We start from the raw sequence: 12145 nt of genomic DNA on the forward strand, positions 1-12145 counted from the left end.
GTCGAGGGAACGGGGTCGACCCGGGCCTGTTCCGCGACCGGGGGTGGGCTGACGCAAGGGCTCGAGTCGACGCTCGGGAAGTAGAGTGACCGGGATCGTCGTCCCCCGTCTGCCCGAGGAGTCCCGCTCGTGTACGTCAAGAGCCTCACCCTCAAGGGCTTCAAGTCGTTCGCCTCGTCGACGCACCTGCGCCTCGAGCCGGGCATCACGTGCATCGTCGGACCCAACGGCTCGGGCAAGTCCAACGTCGTCGACGCTCTCGCGTGGGTGATGGGGGAGCAGGGGGCGAAGTCCCTGCGCGGCGGCAAGATGGAGGACGTCATCTTCGCCGGCACCACCGGGCGGGCGGCACTCGGCCGCGCCGAGGTGACCATGACGATCGACAACACCGACGGCGCGTTGCCGATCGACTACTCCGAGGTGACGATCAGCCGCACGATGTTCCGCAACGGCGGTTCGGAGTACGCGATCAACGGCACCTCCTGCCGCCTGCTCGACATCCAGGAGCTGCTCTCCGACTCCGGCATCGGCCGCGAGATGCACGTCATCGTCGGGCAGGGCCAGCTCGACGCCGTGCTGCGGGCGACGGCCGAGGACCGCCGCGGGTTCATCGAGGAGGCCGCGGGCGTCCTCAAGCACCGCAAGCGCAAGGAGAAGGCGCTGCGCAAGCTCGACGGGATGGAGGCCAACCTCTCCCGGGTGGCCGACCTCACCTCCGAGATCCGCCGTCAGCTCGGCCCCCTCGGACGCCAGGCGGAGACCGCGCGCAAGGCCGCCGTCATCCAGGCCGACGCCCGCGACGCGCGACACCGGCTCCTGGCGGACGACCTCGTGCGGTTGACCTCCGCCCTCGAGCAGGAAGTCGCCGACGAGGAGGCCATGCTCGCGCGGCGCAAGACCCTCGAGGAGGCCGTCGCCGCGGTCCGCGACCGGATCACCGCCCATGAGGAGGCCGGGGCCGCCGCGACCGCGCAGCTCGCCGCCGCCCGGGACCGGGCCGTGCGCCTGGCCTCCCTCACCGACAAGCTCACCGCGACCGCGGAGCTGGCCGCCGAGCGGGTCCGCCTGCTCGGGCAGGACGAGGAGGTCGAGACCACGAGTGGCCGCGACCCCGAGGCCCTGCGGGCGCAGGCCGCCCGGGCCCGCGAGGACGAGGACGCCCTGCGCGCCGAGATCGCGGAGGCCACCGATCAGCTCGCCGAGACCGTTGCCGCACGAGAGGCCGCGGAGAAGGCCTTCGCCGAGGAGCAGCGGCGCATCACCGCCCTCGCGCAGCGCGCCGCGGACCGGCGGGAGGGCCTGGCCCGTCTCGCGGGGCAGGTCGGTGCCCGTCGCTCCCGGATCGAGGCCGCCGAGGCAGAGGTCGGCCGGCTCCGGGAGAGTGTGTCCACCGCCTTGGCCCGTGCCGACGAGGCCGAGCACGAGTTCACCCGGCTCGAGAGCACGATCGCCGACGAGGAGGGCAGCGAGGAGGGACTCGACGACGCCTACGAGAAGGCCGCCGGGGCCCATGACGACGCCGCCGCGCAGGTCGAGCAGATCACCGAGGCGGGGCGCACCGCCGAGCGTGACCGCCAGTCGGCCCAGGCCCGGCTCGAGGCCCTCGAGCTGAGCCTGCGCCGCAAGGACGGCGTCGAGGCACTGAAGGAGGCATCCGCCGACGAGCACGAGATCCTCGGCTCCGTCGCCGAGCTCGTCGCCGTCAGCGGGGGCCACGAGGCCGCCGTCGCCGCGGCCCTCGACCAGGCCGGCAACGCCCTGGCCGTCGGCAGCGTCGATGCCGCCGCCCGCGCCGTCGAGCGGCTGCGCACCGACGACTCCGGCCGCGCGCACCTCGTCGTCGGTGCCACCGCCCGCCCGCGCGGTCGCGAGGGGTGGCCGTCCCTCCCTTCGCACGCGGTCTGGGCGCTCGACGTGGTCAGCGCGCCCACCGAGGTGCGCCCCGCCGTCGAGCAGGTCCTCGAGCGGGTGGCCATCGTCGCGGACACCCCGGACGCCCTCGCCCTCCTCTCCGAGACCGGTGACCTCACGGTCGTCACCGGGGACGGTGACGTCTACGGTCCCGGCTTCGTCCGCGGAGGGTCCAGCGCCGCCCCGAGCCTGCTCGAGCTGCAGGCCGCCGTCGACGAGACCCGCGCCGTGCTCGAGGACGCCACCCGCCGCAGCGAGGAGTCGACCTTCGCCCTGACGAGGGCCAGGGAGACCCTCGCCGAGCGCGCCGAGGCGCGTGATGCCGCGATGGAGGCGCTCCACGAGTCCGATGCGCGGATGGCCGCCGTCGCCGAGCAGCTCGGAGCGCTGGGGACGACCGCCCGCACCGCCCGGGCCGAGGCGGAGCGCACCCAGGCCTCCATCGCGCAGGCCACGGACGCGCTCGAGTCCGACCGGGCCGAGCTGGCCGAGCTCGAGCAGCGCCTCGAGGACGCCTCCGCGGAGCCCGCCGAGGACGAGGGTGACGACGCCACGGACGACCGCGACCGCCTCGAGCTCGAGGCGTCCTCGGCCCGCACCGCAGAGACCGAGGTGCGGCTCGCCCTGCGCACCAAGGAGGAGCGGGCCCGCTCGCTGCACGGCCGCGCCGAGTCCCTCGAGGGGGCGGCGCGCAACGAGATCGCCGCCCGGGAGCGACTGCGGGAGCGAAGGGAGCGGCGCCGCCGGGAGGCCGAGGTCGCCGCTGCCGTCGAGACGGCCGCACGCTGGACCGCCGGACGCATCTCCTCCGCGGCCGAGGTGGCCGGGCGGGAGCGCGACGCGGGGGAGTCGGCCCGGGCCGAACGGGACGAGGCACTGCGGGGTCTGCGCACGGAGCTGACCGAGCAGCAGGACGCGCTGCGCGAGCTGACCGACGAGGTGCACCGCGACGAGGTGGCTCGGGCCCAGCAGGTCGCCAGGATCGAACAGCTCCAGACGCGGGCCGTCGAGGAGCTGGGCGTCGACCCGGACGTCCTCATGGAGGAGTTCGGCCCGCACCAGCTCGTGCCACACGTGCCCGGGCCTGACGAGGACCCTGAGTCCGCGGACTTCCCCCCACCGCAGCCCTACGAGCGTGCCGTCCAGGAGAAGCGCCTGCGTGCGGCCGAGCGCGGACTGAAGTCGCTGGGCAAGGTCAACCCCCTCGCGCTGGAGGAGTTCGCCGCGCTCGAGGAGCGGCACACCTTCCTCACCACGCAGCTGGAGGACCTGCGCCGCTCGAAGCAGGACCTGCTCGACATCGTCTCCGAGATCGACGAGCGGGTGGAGCAGGTCTTCGCCGAGGCCTTCGCCGACACGGCCGAGCAGTTCCGGGGCGTCTTCTCCCGGCTCTTCCCGGGGGGAGAGGGCAAGCTCGTCCTCACCGACCCGGGCAACATGCTCACCACGGGCATCGAGGTCGAGGCCCGCCCCCCGGGCAAGAAGGTCAAGCGGTTGTCCCTGCTCTCCGGTGGCGAGCGCTCGCTCGTCGCGGTGGCCCTGCTCGTGGCCATCTTCAAGGCGAGGCCCTCGCCCTTCTACATCATGGACGAGGTCGAGGCCGCCCTCGACGACACCAACCTCGGTCGACTGATCATGCTCTTCGAGGAGCTGCGCGACTCCAGCCAGCTGATCGTCATCACCCACCAGAAGAAGACGATGGAGGTGGCCGACGCGCTCTACGGCGTCTCGATGCGCGGCGACGGCATCACCACGCTCGTCAGCCAGCGACTGCGGGACGTCGCGCCCGAGGGCGAGCAGCAACCCGCCTGAGGTCACGGTCCCGCCCCAACGGCCTGTCGAGTTGAGTGGTGACGGCCGGCGGGAGACTATTGCCCCATGACCGCCGTAATCGTGGGGCTGCTGATCTGCCTCGTCCTCTCCGCCGCGGTGATGGCCGTCGTCGCGATCCCCGCCCGCCGCGACGGGCGCGAGATCCTGACCGCCCGCGGCGAGCGCGTCGTGGTCAGGGTCCGCGAGCGGACGGACAACGCCACCAGCCGAGCCTCCGAGGCCGTCGCGCAGGCCAACCCGACGCGACGGTCGGACCCGCCGAGCAACCGGAAGGCCTCATGACCGACACCCACGCCGCCACCGCACCTGTGGGTTTCCGTGGCCCCGTCGACCCGAGGGTGCGTCCGCAGGACGACCTCTTCGGCCACGTGAACAACCACTGGCTGAAGACCGTCGAGATCCCCGCGGACCGTGGACGCTACGGCGTCTTCGACGTCCTGCGCGAACGCGCCGAGGATGACGTGCGTGCCCTCATCGAGGAGGTCGGCGCCGACCCCGACAGCCCGAGCGACTCGATCGCGGGCAAGGTCGGGGCCCTCTACCGCTCCTTCCTCGACGAGGAGCGTGCCGACGCGCTCGGCGCGAGCCCACTGGCCGAGCTGCTCGCCGCCGTGGACGAGGTCGCCTCCGTGGCCGATCTCGTCACGCTCACCGGCCGGCTGGCCCGGGACGGTGTCAGCGGTTTCGTCCAGCCCTTCGTCAACACCGACGACAAGGACTCCTCCCGCTACGTCGTCTACCTGGAGCAGGGTGGCCTCGGGCTGCCCGACGAGTCGTACTACCGCGAGTCCCAGCACGAGGCGACGGTCACCGCCTACCGCGGGCACGTCGCGCGCCTGCTCGCCCTGGCGACCGACATGGACGAGGCCGCCGCGGCGGACGCCGCGGAGCGGGTCGTCGACCTGGAGACCCGGCTGGCCGAGGACCACTGGGACCGGGTCGCCAACCGCGACCCGATCCGCACCTACACCCTCATGACCGCCGACGAGCTCGCCGGCCTCACGCCCCGGATCGACTGGGCCGGGTGGGCAGCGGCGCTCGGGGCGGCCACCCCCTTCGCCGAGGTCGTCGTGCGTCAGCCCGACTACCTGCGCGGGCTGTCCTCGCTGCTCGCCTCGGTCGACCTGGCGACGTGGCGCGACTGGCTGCGCCTGCGCATCGTGCAGTCGCTGGCCGCCTACCTCGACAGCAGCATCGTCGAGGAGGAGTTCGACTTCGTCGGCCGCACCCTCTCCGGGATCCCCGAGCAGCGGGCCCGCTGGAAGCGCGGCGTCTCGCTCGTCGACGCCTCCCTCGGCGAGGCCGTCGGCGAGCTCTACGTCGAGCGGCACTTCCCGCCGGCCGCCCGGGAGCGGATGGTCGCGCTCGTCGACAACCTCGTCGAGGCCTTCCGTCGCTCCTTCGCCGCGTCCACGTGGATGGGGGAGGAGACCAAGGAGGAGGCACTGCGCAAGCTGGAGGCCTTCACCCCGAAGATCGGCCACCCCGTCCGGTGGCGCGACTACTCCGCCCTCGAGATCGTCGAGGGTGACCTCGTCGGCAACGTGCGCCGGGTCGCCGCCTTCGAGGTCGACCGCGCGTTGACCAAGCTCGGTGGGCCGGTCGACCGGGACGAGTGGTTCCTCACGCCGCAGACCGTCAACGCCTACTACAACCCCGGTCTGAACGAGATCGTCTTCCCCGCCGCCATCCTCCAGCCGCCCTTCTTCGACGCCGAGGGCGACGACGCGGACAACTACGGCGGCATCGGCGCGGTCATCGGCCACGAGATCGGGCACGGCTTCGACGACGCCGGCTCGACCTTCGACGGGCAGGGCAACCTGCGCGACTGGTGGACCGAGTCCGACCGCGAGGCCTTCGAGGAGCGGCGTGATGCCCTCATCGAGCAGTTCGACGTCTACGAGACGCGCCACGCGCCCGGCCACACCATCAACGGCGCCCTGACCGTCGGGGAGAACATCGGCGACATCGGGGGCCTGGCCATCGGGCACGCCGCCTACCGGATCGCCGTGGGCGAGCGCGCCACGCAGACCGACGACTCCGGGCTGACCGGTGACCAGCGCTTCTTCACCAACTGGGCCCGGGTCTGGTGCGGCGACGCCCGGACCGAGGAGGCGATCCGGCTGCTCTCGATCGACCCGCACAGCCCCCAGGACGTGCGCGGCAATGCAGTGCGCAACATCGACGCCTTCCACGAGACCTTCGGGACCCGCGAGGGCGACGGGATGTGGCTCGCCCCGGCAGAGCGCGTCAGCCTCTTCTGACGCCGTGCCCTCCCGCGACCGCAATGCCGCCGGACGGGCGGAAAGCGCCCGCCCGCGCGACGGCCTCGGCCGTCCGCTGCCGCACGGCAGCACCGGGGTCGAGCGCGTCGAGGAGCGTGAGCGGACCCCGCGCGAGGCGTTGGCCCGGGCGCAGGACTACCTCGACCGGGAGATGCCCTTCCACGCCCACGAGGTCCTCGAGGAGCAGTGGAAGACCCTGCCCCGGGAGTCGCCGGAGCGCGCGCTGTGGCAGGGCCTGGCCCAGCTCGCCGTCGGGCTGACCCACCAGCGCCGGGGCAACCCGCGCGGAGCGCGCACGGTGACCGCGCGCGGTGGCGAGGCGATCGCCCCCTTCGCCACCGACCCGCCCCACGGCATCGACGTGAGCGGTCTCGTGGCCTGGGCGGCGCAGCTCGTGGACGACCCGTCAGCCGATGTGCCGGTGCCACACCTGGTGGCCTGACCGGGGCACTCGTAGACCCTGCGAAGATGGTGCCCGTGATGGGTATCGACACGCTGACCGAGTACATCCTCGTGGCCCTCGGGCTGCTGCTCCTCCTCGGGGGGATGGCCGTCGGGCTGCTGCGCGGCCGCGGCGGGAAGTCCAAGGAGCTCCCCCCGGAGCAGCGCCCGCCGGAGCGGCCGAAGGGCACCACCGACCACCGCAGCGGCACGATCGTCCTCGACCGGCCGAGCGACCACGCCAGGCCGCAGGCGCCGCCCGAGGAGGCGAAGGGGGACCAGCCCCCGGCTTCGGAGGCCCCCGCCGAGAAGCCGACCGAGCCGACGACGCCCGCGCAGGAGCCGGTCGAGGAGAAGACCGCCACCCCGACCGAGGCCCCGACCGGGGCCCCGGCGGAGGAGCCGGCCGCCCGGGAGGCGACCGACGAGGACTTCACCCCCGTCGAGCCGGACGCCGACGAGCGTGCCCGCACCGCCGCCACCGCCCCGCCCGCGGAGCCGACGAGCGAGCCGGAGGCCCTCCCTGACACGGAGCCCGAGGCGGTACCCGAGCCCGAGGCGGCACCCGAGCCGGAGCTGGACACCCCGGCCCCGACCCGCGACCGGATGCGTGCGCTGCGCTCCCGCCTGGCGCGCTCCAACGGCGCGATCGGCAAGGGCCTGCTCGCGCTCCTCTCCCAGGGCTCGCTGTCCGAGGAGGACTGGGAGGACGTCGAGGACACCCTCCTGGCAGCCGACCTGGGCATGGAGCCGACCACCGAGCTCGTCGACTCCCTGCGTGAGCGCGTGTCCGTGGACGGGACCACCGACCCCGAGGTCGCCAAGGACTGGCTGTACCAGGACCTGCTGCGCCTGGTGGACCCGAGCATGGACCGTGGCCTCGCGGCCAGCCGCGTCGACGGCCGGCCGGCGTGCATCCTCGTCGTCGGGGTCAACGGCACCGGCAAGACGACGACCGTGGGCAAGCTCGCCCGCGTCCTCGTCGCCAACGACCGCGACGTCGTGCTCGGCGCGGCCGACACCTTCCGTGCCGCCGCGGCGGACCAGCTCGAGACCTGGGGCGCGCGCGTCGGGGTGCCGACCATCCGCAGCGACCGCGACGGGGCCGACCCGGCGTCGGTGGCCTTCGACGCGGTCCGGGCCGGCCACGAGATGGAGTCCGACGCGGTGATCATCGACACCGCGGGTCGCCTGCACAACAAGGTCGGGCTGATGGACGAGCTGGCCAAGGTCAAGCGCGTCATCGAGAAGCAGAACCCGATCGACGAGGTGCTCCTCGTCCTCGACGCGACGACCGGGCAGAACGGCCTGGCCCAGGCGAAGGTCTTCGCCGAGGCGGTCAACATCACCGGCGTCGTCCTGACCAAGCTCGACGGCACCGCTAAGGGCGGCATCGTCGTCGCGGTCCAGCGCACCCTCGGCGTGCCGGTCAAGCTGGTCGGGCTCGGTGAGGGTCGCGACGACCTGGCGCCCTTCGTCCCGGAGGCCTTCGTCGACGCGATCGTCGGCTGACCGGGCCGACACAGGAAGTTCACGTGGAGGGCCCGGACGAAACACCGGGGTAACCCGGGAGCACCGCCGGTGAAATCACGGGGTCGGATGCTGCCGACATGGAAAATTCACTCGACACCGGCCTCACCGCCTGGATGCTCGTCAGCGCATCGCTCGTGCTGCTGATGACACCGGGCCTCGCCCTGTTCTACGGCGGCATGGTCCGCCGCACGTCCGTGCTGAACATGATGATGATGTCGTACGGCGCCATGGCCGTCGTGGGCGTCGTCTACGTCCTGTGGGGGTGGTCGATGTCCTACGGCAGCGCCTCCGTCGCCGGGCTGTTCGCCAACCCCTTCACCCACTTCGGTCTCGACGGAACGATCACCGACGCCACGGGCGAGTTCGTCCTCGACGGCGGTCTGCCGGTCGTGGTGGACGTGGGCTTCCAGGCGACCTTCGCGATCATCACCGTGGCGCTGATCAGCGGAGCCATCGCCGACCGTGCGCGCTTCGGCACGTGGCTCGTCTTCGCCGCCTTGTGGGTGACCCTGGCCTACTTCCCGATGGCCCACATGGTGTGGGGCGGCGGACTGCTCAGCGGCGACGGGCCCTTCGCATCCATCGCCGAGCCGATCGACTTCGCCGGCGGCACCGTCGTGCACATCAACGCCGGTGCCGCGGCACTCGTGCTGGCCATGATCGTGGGACGCCGACAGGGATTCGGCACGGTCGCGATGCGCCCGCACAACCTCCCGCTCGTCATGCTCGGCGCGGCTCTGCTGTGGTTCGGGTGGTTCGGCTTCAACGCGGGGTCCGCGTACGGCGCGGACGGTGTCGCCGGCCTGGCCTGGGTCAACACCACGACCGCCACGTGCGCGGCGATCCTCGGGTGGTTGCTCGTCGAGCGCGTCCGGGACGGGCACGCGACCTCGCTCGGCGCGGCCTCGGGCGTCGTCGCCGGTCTGGTCGCGATCACCCCGGCCGCCGGGTCGGTCTCTCCGGTCGGGTCGATCGCCCTCGGCGCCGTGGCCGGAGCACTCTGCGCGGTGGCCGTCGGCCTGAAGTTCCGCTTCGGTCTCGATGACAGCCTCGACGTCGTCGGCGTCCACCTCGTCGCCGGCCTCTGGGGCACCGTCGCCATCGGATTCCTCGGCACCGAGACCGGTCTCTTCTACGGAGGCGGCCTCTCCCAGCTCGCCGTCCAGGTCATCATCGCCCTCGTCGCGGTGGCCATCTCCGTCGTCGTCACCACCATCATCGCCCTGGCCCTGAAGTACACGATGGGGTGGAGGGTCAGCGAGGACGACGAGTCCAGCGGCATCGACGCCTCGGCGCACGCCGAGTCCGGCTACGACTTCGGGGGGCTGGGCGCACCGCGCTCGACCGCGTTCGTGGGGCCCTTCAGCCCGATTCCCACCCCGGCCGCTCCGGCCGAGAGCACCTCGGAGGTCCGCTCATGAAGCTCATCACGGCAATCCTCAAGCCGCACCGCATCGACGATGTGAAGGAGGCCCTGGAGACCTTCGGGATCACGGGCATGACCGTCAGCGAGGCGAGCGGATTCGGTCGCCAGCGCGGTCACAGCGAGGTCTACCGCGGCGCCGAGTACGTCGTCGACTTCGTGCCGAAGATCCGCGTGGAGGTGCTCGTCGAGGACGTCGACGCCGGCCCCGTCGTCGACGCGATCGTCACCGCGGCCCACACCGGGCGCATCGGCGACGGCAAGGTCTGGGTGAGCCCCGTGGACGAGGTCGTCCGCGTGCGCACGGGACAAAAGGGGGAGGAGGCGCTGTGAGCCTCCGTCGCCGATGAGGAGCGACAGCGCCGGGATCAGGGCCGCACGCCTCGACCTGGCCGGCACCCGGGAGTTCGCCACCCCGGGTGCCGGCCCGGCACGTCGGGCCGCCATCGCCGGAGTGACCCGCGACTGGCTCGCCGGCCTGTACGCCGATGCGGTGGGGGAGCGCGAGGGTGTGGCGCTGGCCGCCGTCGGCTCCCTGGCGCGGGGGTGGTCGGGTCCGCTGAGCGACCTCGACCTCATCCTCCTCCACGACGGCCGCAGCCTGCCCGCCGCCGAGCTGGGCGTGGCCGCAGAGCGGCTCTGGTACCCCGTGTGGGACTCGGGCCTGTCCCTCGACCACTCGGTGCGCTCGATCGCCCAGTGCCGGTCGGTGGCCGGAGCGGACCTGTCGGCCGCCACCGGCCTGCTCGACCTGTCCCCGGTCGCCGGCGACCACGGCGTGGTCGAGGCGGTCCGTGCCGGGGTCGGGCGCGACTGGCGCGCCGGGGCGCGCACGCGACTGCCGGCTTTCGTCGAGACCGTGCGCGAGCGCCACCGCCGGCACGGTGAGCTCGCCCAGCAGATCCAACCCGACCTGAAGGAGGCGGTCGGGGGACTGCGGGACGTCACGGTCCTGGGCGCGTTGACCCGCGCCTGGCTCGCCGACCAGCCGCACGGTCCGGTCGAGCCCGCCCTGGCGCAGCTGCTTGACGTGCGGGACGCCCTGCACGTCGTCACCGGTCGTGGTCGCGACCGGTTGGTCGCCGAGGAGCACGACGCCGTCACCGCCCTCCTCGGGCTCGGCGACCCCGACGACATGCTCGTGCGCGTCGCCACCGCCGCGCGGACCATCGCGTGGGCCCTGGAGGGGACGATGCGCCGGGCGGAGCAGAGCCAGCGGGCCCGCACCCTGCGCGTGGGGCCACGGCGGCCTCGGCTGACCCCGCTCGGTCACGGCCTGCACGCCCACGACGGCGAGGTGGTCCTCGCCGACTCCCGGCGCGTCCGGACCGAGGCGACCCTCCCCCTTCGCGCCGCAGCCGTCGCCGCCCGCCACCGGCTCGCCCTGGCTCCCGTGACGGTGGACAACCTCTCGCGGGCGCCGCGCCTGCCGACCCCGTGGCCCGCGGAGGTGCTCACGCTCCTGACCGACCTGCTCTCGGCCGGGAGCGGCCTGACCCCGGTGTGGGAGGCCCTGGATCAGGTGGGGATCGTCGAGATGTGGCTGCCCGAGTGGGACGGCGTGCGCTGCCGGCCCCAGCACAACCCCGTGCACCGGCACACGGTCGATCGGCACCTGCTGCAGACGGTCGAGCAGGCCTGTGCGCTCTCCCGGGACGTCGCCCGGCCCGACCTGCTGCTGCTGGCCGCACTGCTGCACGACATCGGCAAGGTCGCCGGCTCGCGTGACCACTGCAGGACCGGTGCCGACCTGGCAGGCAGGATCCTGCACAGGTGGGGCCTGCCTCCTGCCGAGCGGGAGCTGGTCGTGCTCCTCGTGCGCGAGCACCTCACGCTCGTGCACCTCGCCACCCGCCGCGACCTGTCCGAGCCGGCGACGGCGGACGCGGTCTGCGAGCTCGTCGGCGGGGACGTCGAGACCTTCGAGCTGCTGCGTGCACTGACGATCGCGGACGCCCGCGCAGCGGGGCCCGCCGCGTGGACCGACTGGCGGGCCACCCTCGTGGACACCCTCACCGGTCAGGTCCGCGCCCGGCTGACCGGCGAGGTCCCCGGCGCCGCACTGCCGGTGGTGGCCGACCCCGTCGCCGACGACGAGGGGCGCCGAGCCGTCGACGAGGGACGGGCGCACGTGCGGGTGGAGGACGCGGGCTGCGGCTGGGCCGTGACGGTCCAGGCCCGGGACCGCCGGGGTCTGTTCGCCGACACCGCCGGCCTGCTCGCTGCGCAGGGCTTCCACGTGCGCCGCGCCAAGCTGGTCACGATCGGGGACCACGCGGTGGACGAGTGGATCGTCGAGTCGCCCGGCCCGGACGCCCCGGACGCCGGACGCATCGTCGCGGGGCTGCAGCGCCTGGCGGCGGGGGACCGGTCCGTGCTGGCCCGGCTGGGGCGGGCCCGACGGTCCGGCACGAGGGAGAGCGCGGTACCGGGTGCCGCGACGCCGGGAGCGCGGGCCTTCGTCGTGCCGGGCACGCAGGCAGAGACGCTCATCGAGGTGCGGGCGGGGGACCGCCCCGGGTTGCTCCACGACATCGGGTGCGCCCTGGGTTCGACGGACGTCGTCGTGCGCTCGGCGCACATCGCCACCGTCGCGGACCAGACCCTGGACACGTTCTGCCTGAGCGACCCGGCGGGGGCGCCCCTGCCTCCTGCCGCCGTCGCACGAGCGATCTCGGCGATCCTCGGTGCCTGCGACGGGTAGGGGACGAAGGGGGTC

Annotated in this window: 8 protein-coding genes; all 8 read left to right on the top strand. The window is 73.5% G+C overall.

Translation table 11 applies throughout. From position 1 onward, the window contains the following. Window positions 1-129: 129 nt before the first annotated feature. Entirely contained in the window at window positions 130-3723 is a 3594-nt protein-coding gene (gene smc, locus PVE36_RS04925) for a chromosome segregation protein SMC (protein ID WP_277454951.1), read from the top strand. A gap of 66 nt (window positions 3724-3789) precedes the next feature. Beyond that, a complete protein-coding gene (locus PVE36_RS04930; RefSeq protein WP_277454953.1) occupies window positions 3790-4026 on the top strand; it encodes a hypothetical protein in 237 nt (78 codons plus the stop codon). Further along, the gene (locus tag PVE36_RS04935) at window positions 4023-6008 is read left to right on the top strand and encodes a M13-type metalloendopeptidase (protein WP_277454954.1); all 1986 of its coding nucleotides are present in this window, start codon (window positions 4023-4025) and stop codon (window positions 6006-6008) included. The genes PVE36_RS04930 and PVE36_RS04935 overlap by 4 nt, the downstream gene beginning before the upstream one ends. A 4-nt stretch (window positions 6009-6012) precedes the next feature. Further along, window positions 6013-6471: a DUF309 domain-containing protein gene (locus tag PVE36_RS04940; RefSeq protein ID WP_277454955.1), complete on the top strand. Its 459-nt coding sequence runs from the start codon at window positions 6013-6015 to the stop codon at window positions 6469-6471. Window positions 6472-6509: 38 nt separating this feature from the next. Further along, complete coding sequence (gene ftsY / locus PVE36_RS04945; protein ID WP_277455763.1) at window positions 6510-7982, top strand: signal recognition particle-docking protein FtsY; 1473 nt, start codon at window positions 6510-6512, stop codon at window positions 7980-7982. Between the two features lie 98 nt (window positions 7983-8080). After that, the gene (locus tag PVE36_RS04950) at window positions 8081-9424 is read left to right on the top strand and encodes an ammonium transporter (protein ID WP_277454956.1); all 1344 of its coding nucleotides are present in this window, start codon (window positions 8081-8083) and stop codon (window positions 9422-9424) included. After that, window positions 9421-9759, top strand: a complete 339-nt coding sequence (locus tag PVE36_RS04955) for a P-II family nitrogen regulator (RefSeq protein WP_277454958.1) — start codon at window positions 9421-9423, stop codon at window positions 9757-9759. The genes PVE36_RS04950 and PVE36_RS04955 overlap by 4 nt, the downstream gene beginning before the upstream one ends. 13 nt (window positions 9760-9772) lie before the next feature. Next, window positions 9773-12130 carry a [protein-PII] uridylyltransferase gene (locus tag PVE36_RS04960; protein WP_277454959.1) on the top strand — a complete coding sequence of 786 codons (2358 nt, stop codon included), beginning with the start codon at window positions 9773-9775 and terminating at the stop codon, window positions 12128-12130. Window positions 12131-12145 lie beyond the last annotated feature (15 nt).

It is taken from the genome of Janibacter sp. DB-40 (assembly GCF_029510815.1).
Taxonomy (GTDB): domain Bacteria; phylum Actinomycetota; class Actinomycetes; order Actinomycetales; family Dermatophilaceae; genus Janibacter.